The 17,192-nt window shown below is 56.5% G+C and carries 18 protein-coding genes; 14 read left to right on the forward strand and 4 right to left on the reverse strand.

All coding sequences use genetic code 11. The features are described from left to right. Window positions 1-20 precede the first annotated feature (20 nt). On the reverse strand, window positions 21-431 hold the full coding sequence (locus tag PU624_RS06585; protein WP_283547007.1) for a lysozyme inhibitor LprI family protein: 411 nt from the start codon (window positions 429-431) through the stop codon (window positions 21-23). Window positions 432-600: 169 nt separating this feature from the next. Here PU624_RS06585 and PU624_RS06590 point away from each other — a divergent pair, with 169 nt between their 5' ends. Continuing rightward, a complete protein-coding gene (locus PU624_RS06590; protein WP_283547008.1) occupies window positions 601-2,160 on the forward strand; it encodes a methyl-accepting chemotaxis protein in 1,560 nt (519 codons plus the stop codon). A gap of 60 nt (window positions 2,161-2,220) precedes the next feature. Here PU624_RS06590 and fbp read toward each other — a convergent pair whose 3' ends face one another. After that, a complete protein-coding gene (gene fbp / locus PU624_RS06595) occupies window positions 2,221-3,228 on the reverse strand; it encodes a class 1 fructose-bisphosphatase (RefSeq protein ID WP_283547009.1) in 1,008 nt (335 codons plus the stop codon). Window positions 3,229-3,396: 168 nt separating this feature from the next. On the opposite strand from fbp, the gene mpl reads away from it, so the two are divergent. Together mpl and PU624_RS06605 are read left to right on the forward strand one after the other, a co-directional pair. Then, on the forward strand, window positions 3,397-4,749 hold the full coding sequence (gene mpl / locus PU624_RS06600) for a UDP-N-acetylmuramate:L-alanyl-gamma-D-glutamyl-meso-diaminopimelate ligase (protein WP_283547010.1): 1,353 nt from the start codon (window positions 3,397-3,399) through the stop codon (window positions 4,747-4,749). 355 nt (window positions 4,750-5,104) lie between these two features. Beyond that, window positions 5,105-5,845, forward strand: a complete 741-nt coding sequence (locus PU624_RS06605; protein ID WP_283547011.1) for an oligogalacturonate-specific porin KdgM family protein — start codon at window positions 5,105-5,107, stop codon at window positions 5,843-5,845. A 40-nt stretch (window positions 5,846-5,885) separates the two neighbouring features. Here PU624_RS06605 and yjgA read toward each other — a convergent pair whose 3' ends face one another. Continuing rightward, window positions 5,886-6,431 (reverse strand): ribosome biogenesis factor YjgA, encoded by a 546-nt coding sequence (gene yjgA, locus PU624_RS06610; RefSeq protein WP_283547012.1) that lies wholly within the window; start codon window positions 6,429-6,431, stop codon window positions 5,886-5,888. Window positions 6,432-6,546: 115 nt separating this feature from the next. Here yjgA and pmbA point away from each other — a divergent pair, with 115 nt between their 5' ends. The 11 genes from pmbA (at window position 6,547) to PU624_RS06665 (ending at window position 16,232) form a co-directional block, all read left to right on the forward strand. Beyond that, window positions 6,547-7,887, forward strand: coding sequence for a metalloprotease PmbA (pmbA, locus tag PU624_RS06615; protein ID WP_003855526.1), 1,341 nt, complete (start codon window positions 6,547-6,549; stop codon window positions 7,885-7,887). A gap of 62 nt (window positions 7,888-7,949) precedes the next feature. After that, complete coding sequence (cybC, locus tag PU624_RS06620; protein WP_283547943.1) at window positions 7,950-8,336, forward strand: cytochrome b562; 387 nt, start codon at window positions 7,950-7,952, stop codon at window positions 8,334-8,336. A gap of 295 nt (window positions 8,337-8,631) precedes the next feature. Continuing rightward, entirely contained in the window at window positions 8,632-8,967 is a 336-nt protein-coding gene (locus PU624_RS06625) for a glycine dehydrogenase (protein WP_283547013.1), read from the forward strand. Window positions 8,968-8,980: 13 nt separating this feature from the next. Further along, complete coding sequence (locus PU624_RS06630) at window positions 8,981-9,337, forward strand: SFCGS family glycine-rich protein (protein WP_010256477.1); 357 nt, start codon at window positions 8,981-8,983, stop codon at window positions 9,335-9,337. A 2-nt stretch (window positions 9,338-9,339) separates the two neighbouring features. Then, window positions 9,340-9,639 carry a DUF4312 family protein gene (locus PU624_RS06635; RefSeq protein ID WP_137241187.1) on the forward strand — a complete coding sequence of 100 codons (300 nt, stop codon included), beginning with the start codon at window positions 9,340-9,342 and terminating at the stop codon, window positions 9,637-9,639. Between the two features lie 128 nt (window positions 9,640-9,767). Beyond that, on the forward strand, window positions 9,768-10,544 hold the full coding sequence (locus PU624_RS06640; protein ID WP_008925780.1) for a DUF4311 domain-containing protein: 777 nt from the start codon (window positions 9,768-9,770) through the stop codon (window positions 10,542-10,544). An 11-nt stretch (window positions 10,545-10,555) separates the two neighbouring features. Beyond that, the gene (locus PU624_RS06645; protein WP_283547014.1) at window positions 10,556-11,197 is read left to right on the forward strand and encodes a DUF4310 family protein; all 642 of its coding nucleotides are present in this window, start codon (window positions 10,556-10,558) and stop codon (window positions 11,195-11,197) included. 44 nt (window positions 11,198-11,241) lie between these two features. Next, entirely contained in the window at window positions 11,242-12,372 is a 1,131-nt protein-coding gene (locus tag PU624_RS06650; RefSeq protein WP_283547015.1) for an amidohydrolase/deacetylase family metallohydrolase, read from the forward strand. Continuing rightward, entirely contained in the window at window positions 12,356-13,477 is a 1,122-nt protein-coding gene (locus tag PU624_RS06655; protein ID WP_283547016.1) for a DgaE family pyridoxal phosphate-dependent ammonia lyase, read from the forward strand. The genes PU624_RS06650 and PU624_RS06655 overlap by 17 nt, the downstream gene beginning before the upstream one ends. Continuing rightward, complete coding sequence (dagF, locus tag PU624_RS06660) at window positions 13,474-14,214, forward strand: 2-dehydro-3-deoxy-phosphogluconate aldolase (RefSeq protein ID WP_283547017.1); 741 nt, start codon at window positions 13,474-13,476, stop codon at window positions 14,212-14,214. The genes PU624_RS06655 and dagF overlap by 4 nt, the downstream gene beginning before the upstream one ends. 107 nt (window positions 14,215-14,321) lie before the next feature. After that, window positions 14,322-16,232, forward strand: coding sequence for a BglG family transcription antiterminator (locus PU624_RS06665; RefSeq protein ID WP_283547018.1), 1,911 nt, complete (start codon window positions 14,322-14,324; stop codon window positions 16,230-16,232). A gap of 2 nt (window positions 16,233-16,234) precedes the next feature. Here PU624_RS06665 and PU624_RS06670 read toward each other — a convergent pair whose 3' ends face one another. Further along, window positions 16,235-17,134, reverse strand: a complete 900-nt coding sequence (locus PU624_RS06670) for a LysR family transcriptional regulator (protein ID WP_013359142.1) — start codon at window positions 17,132-17,134, stop codon at window positions 16,235-16,237. Window positions 17,135-17,192 lie beyond the last annotated feature (58 nt).

Here is a 17,192-nt window from a genome sequence, read left to right on the forward strand (position 1 = left end):
AGCGTAAAGCCGGTTACCGATCAGCAGTCATCGGGGTTTGCACAACGGCCTGAAGCCAGTGACTGCAACATCAGCGCCTGATTCCGCACCAGGCTCAGACTCTGGGCGCTCAGCGCGACGCTACCCAGCGTACCCTGAGTACTCAGCTGACTGCGGCTCGCCTCAAGCCAGCTGTCGCGATAGCTCAGCCAGGCGCGCTGAGCGGCACGGAGTTTGTTTTTCGGTTCGCCGGAGAGGGTTTTCATAAGTTTGTTGTACTGCTTATTCATCTCCCGATCCCAGACCTGACTGGCCGCCGCGTAGCACTGGTTCATGGCAGCGGTGGTCGTGGCATCATTCAGGCAGCGATCGGGCGAGGCGGCTGAGGGCATAGCCTCTGCCATCGCCGATGTGCTGAGGCACAGCAGCATCAGAAACAATCCTGGTTTCATTCTTTTCTCCGGCTAACGGGTAGGCGGCGATCAGCTTGATGGATGTTTCTGTGATGATCAAGTTGTTAACACTAATCACAATTAAAGTTTCGCACCGTTACTGCCGATAATTCCTCCGCTTTAGGGCCGCTTCAAAATTCGCCTTTTCACATACACGGAAACTATCAGGATGAAACAGTTATCACTTCGCACGGGGTTGCTGGCATTGCTGGCATTCATGACACTGCTGCTGTTGGCGGTGAGTCTTATGGGTATCGTGGCTATTAACAAAGGGAATCGCTCGCTGGATGTCATCAATCGCATTCAGGGGATCGAGCTGAACAGTCTGTATAAGAGCAATTCAGATCTGATGCGGGCCCGTGCTAACGCGGCGCTGGCGGTACGTAAAATTGAAATTGGTATGCTGGAAGAGGGCGCGGCAGTCACTAAACTGTCGCAGGCGGATGTGGTGTCATCGCAGAAACACCTGAAGCGTTTTGTGGACGCCGGAACAGTGACGGCGCACGGCAAAATGCTGGCAGATGCGATTTCAGCGAGTTACAAAGCCTATATGGATCAGGGCATCAAACCGATGATGGACGCGCTGGACAAGCAATATACCGACGAATATTACCAGCTGCTGGAAGGCAATCTGGCGACGCTGGCGGCCAGTTACGACAAGGCGGTCAATGACTTCAGCCAGCTGGCCGATCAGATCACTCAGGCCCAGCTTGAACAGGCGGCTCATAACGAAACCAAAATGAAAATCCTGATCACCGTAGCGGGCGTCTTAACGCTGCTGCTGCTGGTGCTCGCCTGGCAACTGCTGCGCCGGATGCTGCTGCAGCCGCTGAACATGGCGATTGTCCATCTTGAGCAAATCGCGGCGGGCGATCTGTCGCAGGCGCTGCCACCGTCCAGCAACAATGAGCTGGGGCGGCTTAACCATGCCCTGAGCGGGATGCAGCACTCATTACGGAACTCGGTGAGTCAGGTGCGCGAAGCGAGTATACAGATCGACATCGGCAGCCGTGAACTGGCGGCCGGTAACGTCAATCTGTCGCAGCGTACCGAAGAGTCTGCCGCCTCGCTGGAGCAGACGGCAGCCAGTATGGAGCAGCTCACCGCCACCGTGCGGCTTAACGCCAGCAACGCCCAGCAGGCACACCAGCTGGCTAACGCGGTCTCTGATACCGCCGATCGCGGCGCTGAAGTCGTCTGCTACGTGATGGAAAAAATGCATGAGATCACCGACAGCTCCAATCGTATCGGCGACATCCTCAGCGTGATCGACGGCATCGCCTTCCAGACCAACATCCTGGCGCTCAACGCCGCCGTGGAGGCGGCGCGTGCAGGCGAACAGGGCCGTGGCTTTGCAGTGGTCGCGAATGAAGTACGTACGCTGGCACAGCGCAGTGCTAACGCCGCCAAAGAGATCCGCACGCTGATCAGTGATTCACAGACGCGGGTCAAAGAGGGCACGGAGATGGCGACGCGCGCCGGGGAAACCATGGATGAGATTTCTGGCGAGGTCATGCGCGTCACGGCGCTGATGAAAGAGATTTCGATGGCCTCCGACGAGCAGAGTCGTGGCATTGAGCAGGTCAATCTGGCCGTTACACAGATGGATGCGGCAGCACAGCAGAACGCCGCGCTGGTGGAGCAGGCAACCGCCGCAACCCAGTCGCTGGAAGCGCAGTCCGATCAGCTTCAGGCGACCATGGCGCAGTTCAGATTGCAGACGGCGTAAAAGCAAAAAGGGCGCGAAATCGCGCCCTTTTTATATAACTCTTTTTATACCACGACCAGATTAACCCTGACGGCAATCCGGGAACTCAGCCAGGAAACGCTCAACGTCGTTTACCATCGCCTCATTACCGCAGTAGAACGGGCAGCGCTGATGCAGCGTGACCGGTGGAATATCCAGAATACGCTTCTGACCATCGCTCGCTTTACCGCCCGCCTGCTCGGCCAGGAACGCCATCGGATTGCACTCATACAGCAGACGCAGCTTGCCCTGAGGATGGCTGGCGGTGCTTGGATAGAGGTAGATACCGCCTTTCAGCAGATTACGATGGAAATCCGCAACCAGCGAGCCGATGTAACGTGAGGTATAAGGACGATGCGTTGGCAGATCCTCTTCCTGACAGAACTTCAGATACTTCTTCACACCCTGCGGGAAACGAATGTAGTTACCTTCGTTGATCGAGTAGGTGTAACCGGTTGGTGGATAAGTCATACGTTCGTGACTGAGGCAGAACACACCCAGTGACGGATCGTAGGTAAACGCATGCACGCCAACACCGGTGGTATAAACCATCATGGTGGACGAACCGTAGACCACGTAACCGGCAGCAACCTGCTTGTTGCCTGGCTGCATGAAGTCCGCTTCAACCACTGGCGTACCCGGTTCGCTGACGCGATGATAAATAGAGAAAATGGTGCCGACGGAAACGTTAACGTCGATGTTAGAAGAACCATCCAGTGGATCCATTAACACCACGTACTTACCGTTTTCCTCACCTTCAAAGATAACGAACTCGTCTTCTTCCTCAGAAGCGATACCGGCGACGATGCCACGTGCTTTCAGTGCTGCCTTCAGTTTTTCGTTAGCAAACAGATCCAGTTTCATCTGCTGTTCGCCCTGAATATTCTCCACGCCGCTGGCACCGAGGATATCCACTAAACCGGCTTTGTTGATGTCGCGGTGGATAATTTTGGCACCCAGCTTGATAGCTGAGATCAGCGCCGTCAGTTCACCTGTGGCGTGCGGAAAGTCGTGCTGCTTCTCGACGATAAATTCGCCCAACGTTTTCATAACACATTCCCTGAATCTTCGATGGAGTGGCAGCACGCGTAACAGTCTGCCAACGGATGCGTACGCAGTTTAGCCGAATGAACTTCAAAAACCATAGTCCTAATCCGTTTCTTCCGTCTGCGACCGGCGTTACACTGTGCGCCGAACTTTTGAGTAATGGATCATGTTATGCGCATTCACATCCTCGGGATTTGTGGCACTTTTATGGGCGGTCTGGCGATGCTGGCTCGTTCACTTGGTCACCAGGTGACCGGTTCAGACGCCAACGTTTACCCGCCAATGAGTACCCTGCTCGAACAGCAAGGCATTGAATTAACGGAAGGTTACGACGCCAGCCAGCTTGATCCGGTGCCTGACTTAGTCATCATCGGTAATGCGATGACGCGCGGTAACCCCTGTGTGGAAGCGGTGCTGGAACGCAACATTCCCTACCTCTCTGGCCCGCAATGGCTGCACGATTTTGTGCTGCGCGATCGCTGGGTGCTGGCCGTGGCCGGAACCCACGGCAAAACCACCACAGCAGGCATGGCAGCGTGGATTCTCGAGGCCTGCGGCCTTGAACCCGGCTTCATTATTGGTGGTGTGCCTGGAAACTTCGATGTCTCGGCAAAATTAGGAAAAAGTCCATTCTTCGTGATTGAAGCGGATGAGTATGACTGCGCGTTTTTCGACAAGCGTTCCAAGTTTGTTCATTACTGCCCACGTACCCTGATCCTCAACAACCTTGAGTTCGATCACGCCGATATCTTTGACGATCTGCGGGCGATCCAGAAGCAGTTCCACCATCTGGTGCGGATCGTGCCGGGGCAGGGCAAGATCCTGCTGCCGGAACATGATCCTAACCTCAAACAGGTGATGGCGATGGGCTGCTGGAGCGAGCAGGAGAGCGTGGGTGAGCACGGGCGCTGGCAGGCGAAAAAGCTGACCAACGATGCGTCGCACTGGGAAATCTGGCTCGACGGCGAAAAAGTCGGGGAAGTGAACTGGGCACTGGTTGGCGAACACAACATGCATAACGGACTGATGGCGATTGCTGCCGCGCGTCATGTGGGTGTGAAGCCGGAAGATGCAGGCCAGGCACTGAACACCTTTATCAATGCACGCCGCCGACTGGAGCTGCGTGGCGAAGTCAACAGCATCAAAGTCTATGATGATTTCGCGCACCATCCGACGGCGATTCTGGCGACGCTGGCTGCCCTGCGCAGCAAAGTCGGCGGCAGAGCGCGCATCCTGGCCGTGCTGGAGCCACGCTCCAACACCATGAAGATGGGCGTCAGCAAAAACGATCTGGCGCCGTCACTGGCGCGGGCGGATGAAGTTTTCCTGTTCCAGCCGCACCACATTCCGTGGCAGGTTTCAGACGTCGCAGAAGCGTGCATTCCGCCTGCGCACTGGAGCGCGGATATCGATACCTTGGTGGAGATGGTGGCCAAAGCCGCTCAGCCAGGCGACACGATTCTGGTCATGAGCAACGGCGGGTTTGGTGGCATTCATCAGAAGCTGCTGGACAGGCTGGCATAATATCAGGGGCGCCCATACAGGGCGCCTTTTTTAAAAGCATCATTCCCGGAAATATTATTTCCTCAGTCAATGCCGCGTATTTTGAATTCGATCTGCTCACTCTTCCTGCTATTGCCATATTTCCCCCGTTAGTGTCTGAAAGAGAAAGGCCGCACGCCATGGTTATTTTTAGCATCATCTCTGTTGCTGCTGAGAAATAAATAATAATCACAAAGTTCAGCGTTAAAGAAACTATTAACGGGTTTGATTAATGCGAACACTTATATTGTGAGTGTCCATCAATTTAAATCAGCTTTGGATTAAATGAACCACTAAGAATAATCATTACCGGACTACCACTAATAAGGATATTTCCATGGGAAATAATAAGTCATTACCGTTTCTGCTGGGGACTGCGCTGTTGTTCAGTTCTGCCGTAGCGCTGGCGACAGCTACCGTTGATTACCGGCATGAGTACCGCCTTCGCGATCGCACACACTACGACAAGCTGGGTCTGAGCACCACGCTGCCGGATAATATGTTTCTTGGCGTTGAAACCAAATTCAAAACCGGCGGTGCAGACCCGAAAGATAAATATTATAACGACACCGTGTTAAATGTGGTGGAGGTGACCTTTCTGAAATCGTATTACTGGGGGAACTGGACGCTGTCGCCTTTTATCCAGCCTGAATTTAACTCTTCGCGCACCGAATGGAAGTTTGGCGTAGCGCCGTGGTATAAAATTAACGATCGCTGGTCTGTCGGCGGATTATATCGTCTTGAGCTGACGGATTATGCGCATGAGGATCAATGCCGCACCGGTGGCATTGATTATTGTGATACTGACCGGCATCGTACTGCCAACCGTTTTGATCTCTATCTGCGCAATAAATCCGATCGTCTCACCACCACTTATAAGCTGGTGTATAAGCATGCGGATGCGAAATTATTTGCCAATAAGCATGATGACTACGAACAGGAGTTACAGTTCGATTATGCGCTTAGCAACGATCGCGTCTGGGTGCCTTACGTTGCCTTTGGCGATATCGGACGTTCGGCTACATCGAGCGAACGCCAGCTGCGGCTGCGCACCGGTATTCTCTACAACTATCGTTAAATGCTCTGCCGGGAGGCGGGCGAGGCTGCCCGCCATGGCGTTACTTCGCTTCGGCTAATTCACGCAGATACTGGAAAATCTGACGGGCAGACTTCGGCGGCTTGTTGCCCGTTTTCTCTTTCTGCGCGTTACGGATCATGCTGCGTAACTGCTGACGATCGGCTTCGGGATAGAGCGCAATCACGTCACTCATCGCCTCATCGCCCTGTTCAATCAGACGATCGCGCAGCATTTCCAGTTTATGGAACAGCGCAACCTGCTGGTTATGGCGATTATTAAGCTTATCCAGCGCAACGCGGATCGGCTCCACATCAATACTGCGCAGCAGTTTACCGATCAGCTGCAGCTGACGGCGGCGACCTTCTTTCTTGATACGCTGCGCGAGTTCGACTTCGGTACGCAGGCGCTCATCCAGCGGGATTTTATCCAGCGAGTTTTTACCCAGCTCTACCAGTTCGGCACCCAGGCGCTTTAACTCTTCTGCATCGCGTTTAATTTCACTCTTACTGACCCAGATAATCTCTTCGTCTTCTTCTTCGTTATTATCTGGCACATCATCGAGCCACTCATCGGGCTGTTTGGTCATTTCCGGGCTCCCAAAAAAAAGAGGCTAATCCTACCAGTTTATCGGGTGACTGCGAAATTGTTCTCTGACTCTGATAGACTCAAATCATTCACACATAAGATTAGACGGCAGGTCGATGAACGTATCTACTCAGGTTGCAGAACAGCGAAAAGTACTGGAGCAGGCCATTGCGCAGGCACTTGAACTGGCTAAAGCAAGCACTGACAGCGCGGAAGTGGCTGTCAGTAAAACCACCGGCATCGGGGTCAGCACCCGCTATGGCGAAGTGGAAAACGTCGAATTCAACAGCGACGGTGCGCTGGGCATCACCGTTTATCATCAGAATCGTAAAGGCAGCGCCTCATCGACCGACCTCAGCCCGGATGCGATCAAACGTACCGTGCAGGCGGCGATTGATATTGCGCGCTACACCTCGCCCGATCCGTTTGCCGGACCGGCCGACGCAGAGCTGCTGGCCTATGATGCGCCGGACCTGGATCTCTACCATCCGTGGGAGATTGACGCTGACCGCGCCATCGAACTGGCTGCGCAGGCGGAACAGGCGTCTCTGCGTGCAGACAAGCGTATTACCAATACGGAAGGCGGCAGCTTCAACAGCCACGTCGGCATCAAAGTCTTTGGCAACAGCCACGGTATGTTGCAGAGCTACTGCTCAAGCCGCCACTCGCTCTCCAGCAGCGTGATTGCCGAGCAGGATGGCAATATGGAGCGCGACTACGCCTACACCATTGGCCGCGCGTTTGAAGATCTGAAAAGCCCGGAGTGGGTCGGTGCAGAGTGTGCACGCCGCACGCTCTCCCGTCTGGCTCCGCGTAAACTCCCGACCATGAAAGCCCCGGTGATTTTTGCCTCTGAAGTGGCGACCGGCTTGTTTGGTCATCTGGTTGGCGCGATCAGCGGCGGCAGCGTTTACCGTAAATCGACTTTCCTGCTGGATTCCATGGGCCAGCAGATTCTGCCGGAGTGGCTCACCATTAATGAGCAGCCGCATCTGCTGAAAGGGCTGGCCTCTACGCCGTTCGACAGCGAAGGCGTGCGGACGCAGGCGCGCGACATCATCAAAGATGGCGTGCTGCAGACCTGGCTGCTGACCAGCTACTCCGCCCGTAAACTCGGTCTGACCAGCACCGGTCACGCTGGCGGCATTCACAACTGGCGCATTGCAGGACAGGGCCACAGCTTTGACGAGCTGCTGAAGCAGATGGGCACCGGATTAGTGGTGACCGAGCTGATGGGCCAGGGCGTCAGCGCTATTACCGGTGATTACTCACGCGGTGCGGCCGGTTTCTGGGTCGAGAATGGCGTTATTCAGTACCCGGTCAGCGAAGTGACTATCGCCGGCAATCTCAAAGAGATGTGGCGCAACATGGTGACCATTGGTGACGATATTGAAACCCGTAGCAATATCCAGTGCGGTTCCGTGTTACTGCCTGAGATGAAGATAGCGGGACAATAAGATGGATTCCTGAAGCAGCCTGTTGGCTGCTTTTTTTTCATCACAATAAAAAGGAAGTAATGATGCGTAAGCATGTGATTGCAATGTTGTCGGCTTCTCTGTTGTTCTCCAGCGTCAGTCTCTATGCGGCGGATCTGGAGCAGGATATGGACACGCTGAATGCGAACCTGAAAATCGTCAAAAAAACCGACAATGCTCAGGAGATGCAGCAGGCGTTAACTAAAATGCGTGCCGCAGCGCAGGATGCTAAAAAATCGACGCCGGATAAGCTGGAAGGTCAGCCTGCTGACAGCGCGCAGGTCAAAGATTATCACGCGGGCCTCGACTCACTCATCGCACAGATCGATGTGGTCAGCGCGCTGGCGAAAGCGAACAACGTGGATGGCGCAAAGCGCGAAGCGGCCAGATTTGATGACATCCGCAATACCAACCATAAGAAATTCCGCTAATCCGATCGCCGGTCAGCCCGACCGGCGCTCTTTTACCATCACTTCTGCTTATAACCACGCCCTGAACCGCAACACGTCACGCCTGTCGTCGCACAACATCACCGTCTGTCACCGCTAAATCCATCATTTTGCGCATTATGCGACGCGTGTCGCACTAAGCGTGCAGCCTGCGATCTGACGCACAACCTTCACTTCAATTTCCACTTGCTGCTGGAAATGTTGCCTCTCCACAGCCGGGGTGATGACCGTTAATTTATTTCTAACGCGAATTATCCGGTTCAACAGGAGTAGCAAGGTGAGCAATAACGGCGTCCCGGTGTATGAAGCGCCACCGGAGAAAGTGAAACAGCTGGCTGAGCGCGTGATGACGCAGATTGCGGCGATCTATCAGCAGCATGGCATTCAGCCGAACGCGGTTCAGCAGCAGATGCTGCAATCGCATGTCGGTGCCATGGCGTCACGCTCGCTGAGCGGAGAGCCGCTGCCGGAAGTGGAAGCGGAGCTGTTTGAAGATATTCCGCCGGAAACGGTCGCGCTGGCGCAGCAGGTCGTGGATCTGTTCGGCAATCTCCCCCGCGAAGAGGCCTGGCTGCTGTCAGTGCATATTGAAGTCGCGCGATCAAACAACTAGAGAGGAACACAACATGGTAACAGTAGTGATTGGCGATCGTTTAGGTAAGGGCCAGAAAGTGGCAGCGGGCATCGAAAAAGCGGGCGGCCGTGCCGTTGTGGTGCCAGGCGTGGCGGCTGACATGAAGCTGGGTGACGTGATGAAGGCAGAAAACGCCGATTTCGGCATCTCGTTCTGCGGCAGCGGCGGCGCAGGTGCCATTACCGCGCAGAACAAATATGGCTACAAAGCTAAACATGGCATGCGCTCTGTCGATGAAGGCGTTACCGCCATTAATGAAGGTGCCACCGTGCTGGGCTTCGGCTTTATGGATAAAGAAGAGTTAGGCGAGCGGCTGGTGCAGGCCTGGAACAAGAAGCACGGCAGCTGATTATGAAAGAACAATACGTTACCCAGGTGACGGTTGAGGGCAAAGGCGACACCAAAGCGAAAGCCTTTGCCGATGCCCTGAGTCGGGTGCAGAACCAGGTTCTGCGCGCGACGCAAAAAATTCTGCTGCGCATTGAACCTCAGGATGTCCGGGTGCTGCGCGCGCAGGAGAGCGTCAAAACCGAGAAGTTCCTCTTCTTCTTTCTGGCGCGCCAGCGGAGGAGCTTCAGCGTCACGCTGGAGATCACCGTCAGCGTCACCGTTTTCGACACCGAACAGGTGACGTTCACGGCGGCATCATAAAACAGAACCTGTTCACATCAGCCCGCCACCTGCCCGAATCTCAGCTGTCGCGATAGCGCGTCGCTCAGGCCGGGGCGATGCGGCGGCCTGCGGTGTCACGGGTAAAAACGACAACAAGGTACAACAACATGTTTTTAATCATTTTGTTTAAGTCGTTGATCATTGGCGGGCTGGTCGGGGTTGGCGTCGGAGCGGGCGCTGCGCGCATGTTCCACGCGCCGACCACCCAGGGCATGGGCGCCTTTCGTACGCTGGGCGAGCTGAACTCGTGCGAAGGCGATCCGGCCTCCCACTTCTCCTTTGGTCTTGGCTTCTTTTTCAATGCCTGGGCATCGTCTGTCGCAGCCGGTTCATTCACGCAGGATGTGGATCATCGCATCATTCCAAACTGGGGTGCGGCTGCCCTGATGGTGAAAAACCGTAATGTGGCGGAGACGCTGCATGACCCGAAAAAAATGGCCATCGCCTGCGGCATCATCGGCATGATCGTGGTCGCTTTCCTCAACTCCACCGCCTCGGCGGTTCCCGCGGCGCTGCAGGTTACGGCGGTCAAAGTGCTGGTGCCCGCCGCTAACCTGCTGGTCAACACCGTCATGCCGGTAATCTTCTGGCTGGCGGCGATCGACGCAGGCAAAAAGTCAGGTTTCTGGGCCACCATTTTTGGCGGTCTGGCGCAGCTCATCATGGGCAACGCCGTGCCGGGACTGGTGCTGGGTATCCTGATCGGTAAAGGCGTGGAAGAGAGCGGCTGGAACCGGGTCACCAAAGTGATGATGACCGCGATCGTGCTGCTGTTTGTGCTGAGCGGCTTCTTCCGTGGTTTCGACATGAAGCTGCTGCAGTCCTTCCAGCTCGGCATTCCCGGCTGGCTCGACATGATCCATAACTCTGTCAGCGGCAAATAAGAGGCGATGCGATGAACGAAAATAAAGGCTTCTGGTACGCCGACTGGTCTTTCCCGATCTTTGTTGGCCTGCTCTCCTCGGGTGTCTTTGCCGGGACCCACATGTATTACCTCTATGGCATCGGCGCGTTTAATGAAGTGGCGTTTGTGTCGATGCTGCGCGCAGGGATGGAGACCGGCGTCTACGGCGCGGTCGCTGCCTTCGGTGCCAGCTTCCTGTTCGCCCGCATTATCGAAGGCTCGCTGGTGGGCATTCTGGATATCGGCGGCGCGATTCAGACCGGCGTGGGGCTGGGTGTTCCGGCACTGCTGCTGGGTTCGGGCATCGTCTTCCCGGTGGCGAACTTCGCAGCCTCGCTGGCGACGGGTCTGGTGATCGGCGTGGCGATTGGCTACCTGATTATTCTGGCGCGTAAATTCACCATCAATCAGAGCGACTCGACCTACGGCGCAGACGTGATGATGGGTGCGGGCAATGCTTCGGGCCGCTTCCTGGGGCCGCTGATCATCCTGTCCGCTATGGCGGCCTCCATTCCGATTGGTCTGGGTTCGCTGCTGGGTGCGCTGCTGTTCTATCTCTGGAACAAGCCGATTACCGGCGGCGCGATCCTCGGCGCGATGATCCTGGGGGCGCTGTTCCCGATTGCTCTCTGAATCTCACCGGCAGCCCGGCAGCGGGCTGCCGTTAAGGAGAAACCATGTACGACTTGATTATCCGCGCAGCAAGACTCTGCGATGAGCAGGTGGTCGATATTGCGCTGCAGGATGGCCGCATCGCCGTCGTGGGCAACGTGCAGGGCAAGGCCCGACGCGAACGCGATCTGGCTGGCCGCTACTACGTCAGCGCTGGCTGGATCGACTCCCACGTTCACTGCTATCCCAAATCACCGATTTATCATGATGAAGCGGACGCAATTGGCGTGGCGCATGGCGTTACCACGGTTGTCGATGCAGGCAGCACCGGCGCAGAACACATTGATGATTTCTACCGGCTGACGCGCGCGGCGCAGACGCAGGTCTATGCGCTGATTAATATCGCCCGTACCGGCATCGTCACTCAGAATGAGCTGGCCGACATGACGCAGATCGATGGCGAGGCGGTGCAGCAGGCCGTGGCGCGACTGCCCGATTTTATTGTCGGCCTTAAGGCGCGCATCAGCAGCAGCGTGGTCGGTCAGAATGGCGTGCAGCCGCTGATTAAAGCCAAAGCGATCCAGCAGGAGAACGGCGGTCTGCCGCTGATGGTTCACATTGGCAATAATCCCCCCAATCTCGATCAGATTGCCGATCTGCTGACCACGGGCGACATCATCACGCACTGCTTTAATGGCAAACCCAACCGTATCCTGACGCCGCAGGGCGAACTCAAAGCGGCGGTCAGACATGCTATCGCGCGAGGTGTAAAACTCGATGTCGGCCACGGCAGCGCCAGTTTCAGTTTTGAAGTCGCCCGCGTGGCGATTGCGAAGGGCATCCTGCCCGACACCATCAGTTCTGACATCTACTGCCGCAATCGTCTGGCCGGGCCGGTTCACAACCTGGCACATGTGATGTCGAAATTCTTCAGCGTCGGCATGACGCTGTCGCAGGTGATCGACTGCGTCACGGTTAACGCGGCCGCAGGACTGCGCCTGCAGCGCAAAGGCCAGTTGAAAGTCGGCTACGACGCCGACCTGACTGTTTTTAGCGTGAAAGAGGAAGCCCGGCCCTTCATCGATTCAGAAGGTGAAGAGGTCACCGGTGAGAAGCATCTGGTTCCGCTGGCGGCCGTGGTTGCTGGTTCGTGGATCGCGACAGAAGAAGGAATAGCGTATGACCTCGGTTTATGAAAAGTATGGCCTGAAGCCGGTAATTAACGCCTCTGGCCGTATGACAATCCTCGGCGTTTCGACGCCATCAAGTGACGTGATCGATACGGTGAAGTATGGCCTCGATCACTACTTCGAAATGAAAGATCTGGTGGATAAGACCGGGGCTTATATCGCCGGTCTGTTGAAGGTAGAGAGCGCGCTGGTGGTCTCCTGCGCCTCGGCCGGTATCGCCCAGTGCGTGGCGGCGGTGATTGTGAAAGACAACGACTGGCTGGTGGACAACCTGCACGCCGCGCCGCTCACCGTCCCGCACCAGATTGTGGTGCCGAAAGGCCACAACGTGAACTATGGCGCACCGGTCGGCAGCATGGTGGCACTGGGCGGCGGACAACTGGTGGAAGCCGGTTACAGCAACGAGTGTTCACCCGCCCAGCTGGCGGCGGCGATCACGCCACAGACTGCGGCGATCCTCTATGTGAAATCGCATCACTGCGTGCAGAAGAGCCATCTCGATGTCGCGCAGGCTGCGGCGGTTGCGCGTGAGCATGGCCTTCCGCTGATCGTCGATGCGGCAGCAGAAGAGGATCTGCAATGCTACTACCAGGCGGGCGCCGATCTGGTGATCTACAGCGGTGCGAAAGCGATTGAAGGGCCGACCAGCGGGCTGGTCATTGGCAGACACCAGTACGTTGAGTGGGTTAAACGCCAGACCAACGGCATAGGCCGCGCGATGAAAGTGGGCAAAGAGGGGATTCTGGGGCTAACCCAGGCGATTGAAAACTATCTGTCGCAGCCAAAAATCAGCGGCGCGCAGATGGTGGAAAAAATGACGCCGTTTATTGAGCAGCTCAACAGCCTGACTGGCGTGACGGCCCGCATCGTGTGGGATGCCGCCGGACGCGACATCGCCCGCGCTGAGATTAAGTTCGACGAAGCCACAATCCAGCAGCGCACCGGCGATCTGGTGCAGGCGCTGAAAAAGGGCGACGTCGCGATCTACTTCCGGGGCTACAAAGCCAACGAGGGGATCATTGAGGCTGACGTGCGCAGCGTCAGCGCCGATCAACTGCACACGATTTTCACCCGCATTCAGGCACTGTTAAACGGAGAGAAACACGCATGACGCTGACACCCAATTTCTATCAGGATCGTCTCTGCCTTAACGTCCTGGCGGGATCGAAAGAGAACGCACGCGCCATCTGGCAGGCTGCAGAAGGGCATGTGCTGGTCGGCGTGCTGTCGAAAAACTACGCCAGCAATGAGGCCGCTATCGCGGATATGCGCGACTATGCCGCGCTGATCGATAATGCGCTCTCGGTGGGGCTGGGCGCGGGCGATCCTGAACAGTCACAGATGGTGAGTGAGATTTCGGCGGTGCTGCAACCGCAGCATGTGAACCAGGTCTTTACCGGCGTCGCCACCAGTCGTGCGCTGCTGGGCCAGTCACAGACGATAGTGAACGGTCTGATCTCGCCCACCGGCACGCCGGGTCAGGTGAAAATCTCGACCGGACCGCGCAGCGCAAAGCAGCGGGATGGGATCGTACCCATCGCAACGGCGATCGCTATGCTGCAGGATATGGGCGGCAGCTCGGTGAAATATTTTCCGATGGGCGGTCTGCAGGCGGTGGATGAGTACCGCGCGGTGGCGGAAGCCTGTGCAAAACAGGATTTCTGGCTGGAGCCTACCGGCGGTATCGATCTCGAAAATTTCGGCGAGATCGTGCGTATTGCGCTGGAAGCGGGCGTCAGCAAAGTGATCCCGCACGTCTACAGTTCGATCATCGACAAAGCCAGTGGAGAGACCCGCATTGACGATGTGAAGCAGCTACTGGCCACCTGTAAAACCCTGCTGGCCTGATGATCGACACGATCTGCCTGTAACAGGCAGATCGCGCAACATGGACGTTGCGTGACGATCGCCGTAGGCTGATCTTTCCACTTTCTGTCAGCAAACAGGTAACGCTTGTGAGATTTCCCAATCAGCGCCTTGCGCAACTGTTCGATGCCCTGCAAAACGAAACGCTGCCTCAGGACGAGCTGGCGCGGCGTTTTGCCGTCTCGACACGCACCGTGCGCACCGATATCACGGCGCTCAATGCGCTGCTGGCAGAGCATGGCGCGCAGTTTATCCTGAGCCGTGGCGCGGGCTATCAGCTGAAGATTGAGGATGCTCAGCGTTTTCAGCATCTGCAGCAGCATACCGCGTCGCCGCTGCGGGTGCCGCGCACCTCGCCGGATCGGGTTCGCTATCTGCTGACCCGCTTTCTCACCGCCGCCTATTCCCTGAAACTGGAAGAGCTGGCGGAAGAGTGGTTTGTCAGCCGCGCCACCCTGCAGAACGATATGGCAGAAGTGCGCGAATGGCTGGGGCGCTATCACCTCACCATTGAGAGCAAGCCCCATTACGGTATGAAGCTGTTCGGCAGCGAAGTGGCGATTCGGACCTGCCTCACCGACCTGTTATGGCAAATCGATCAGGCGCAGCCAGAGAGTCCGCTGCTGACAATTGAAGCGCTCAACAGCGGCATGCTGGAGACGCTGCGTCCGCTGCTGCAAAGCTGTTTTGCGCAGCACAACATTCGCCTTAGCGATGAGGGCGAACGTTATCTGCGGCTCTACTGCGCCGTGGCGGTACGGCGCATCAGCGAAGGCTATCCGCTTAACGATCCGGGAGCCGAGGAGATTGGCGATGAGGTGCGGGAAGCGGCGCATCAGCTGATTAACCTGATGCGTCCGCTGGTCAGCAAACCGATTTCACCGGCAGAAGAGAACTGGCTGCGGGTCAACATCGCCGCGCGGCGCATTCAGGCGATCGCCCCCAGCGCCATCAATGCGGATGACGCCGACGCGCTGGTGGATTACCTGCTCAGCTTTATCAACACGCACTACAACTTCAATCTGCAAAACGATCAGCAGCTGCGTGCCGATCTGCTCACCCACATCAAAACCATGATCACCCGGGTGCGCTATCAGATTCATATTCCTAACCCGCTGCTGAGTAACATCAAACAGCACTATCCCATGGCCTACGATGTCACCCTGGCGGCGGTCACCAGCTGGGGAAAATATACCCCCTATGTGATCACCGAAAACGAGATTGGCTTTCTGGTGCTGCATATCGGTGTCGGGCTGGAGCGCCACTATGACGTGGGCTATCAGCGTCATCCGCAGGTGCTGCTGGTGTGCGACAGCGGTAACTCAACGCTGCGGATGATTGAGGCGATGCTGCTGCGTAAATATCCGCAGCTGCAGGTCACGGCGCGTCTGTCACAGCGCGAGTATGAGGCGCGCAGCCGCATCGACGAGGATTTTGTCATCTCCACCATCCGGCTCAGCGAAAAAGAGAAACCGGTGGTAGTGATGTCACCGTTTCCCACCGGTTTTCAGCTGGAGCAGATTGGTAAGCTGGTGCTGGTCGACCGGACGCGGCCCTACATGTTGGCGAAATTTTTTGATGCACAGCACTTTCATATCGTCGACACGCCGATGACCCGGTCTGAGCTGTTCCGCCAGCTGTGCGATCAGCTGCAGGAGGAGGGCTTTGTGGATGCGGCGTTCTATCCGTCAGTCGAAGAGCGCGAAGCGATTGTCAGCACTATGCTGGGTGAAGGCATTGCGCTGCCGCACTCGCTGGGGCTGCTGGCAAAGAAAACCGTGGTGTATACCGTGCTGGCGCCGCACGGCATCCCATGGGGAGACGATACCGCCTATGTCATCTTCCTGCTGGCGATCAGCAAAAGTGAATATGAAGAGGCGATGGCGATATACGATCTGTTTGTGACGTTCCTGCGTGAAAGGGCGATGACCCGACTGCGGGACAGCACCGATTTCAACAGCTTCCGCGAGGTGGCGATGGATTGCCTGAGCCGTCCTTAATCTTAGTTTTTCTTCGCCAGCAGGCGGGGGATCTCACGCAGGCACCAGGATTTGGCTTCGCCCATGCTGTCACGCCGCCACGCCATAATAATATCGACCTCGCGGGTATATTCCGGACTCACCACCCGCAGGCGGCCTTCCGCGATATCCTGCTCCACCAGTGAATAGGGCATGGTCGCCACGCCCAGGCCTGCCAGCAGCGCACGGCGCTTATCATCCATGCTGCTCACGGTCAGACGCTGCTGCTTATCCAGCAACTGCACGGTCAGCACCGGGCGCTCACGCGCGGTATCTGCCACCGCAATACCCCGGTACTTCACCCGCGTCACTTCTGACTGTGGTTCAGGCTCGTTATGAATCGGATGGTCAGCACTGGCCACATAGACGCTCATCATGGTGTAGAGCTTGCGGGTATTGATCTCGGTGGAGGCGCGGAAGTGCATATCGGGAGCAATCACGATATCGGCACGGCCCTGTTCCAGTCGTTCCCACGCGCCCGCCAGCACTTCCGTGACCAGCGAAAATTGCGTATTGGCTTTATCCGCCAGACGGGTCACCAGCGGAAAGAGTGCATCAATGGGCACCAGCGCTTCGGTGACGATAGTCAGATGAGTTTCCCAGCCACGTGCCAGCGCTTCCGCATCAGTAGTGAGCTTATCGGCGGCTTCCAGCAGCACCCGGCCACGCTCCAGCAGCATGCGTCCCACGTTGGTAAATTTAGTGCGGTGACCGGAGCGGTCAAACAGCACCACATCCAGCTCCTCTTCCAGCTTTTGCATCGTGTAGCTGAGGGCAGAAGGCACGCGCCCCAGCTCATCTGCTGCCGCTGCAAAACTGCCACGTCGATCAATCGCATCCATAACGCGTAAAGATTCAAGGGTTAACGCACGCTCTTTAGCCATCCCGGTTCTCTGTCAGGAAATTTGAACATGCCGGGCAGATTAACTGGCTAACAATCCG

This window comes from Pantoea sp. Lij88, assembly GCF_030062155.1.
Lineage (GTDB): Bacteria > Pseudomonadota > Gammaproteobacteria > Enterobacterales > Enterobacteriaceae > Pantoea.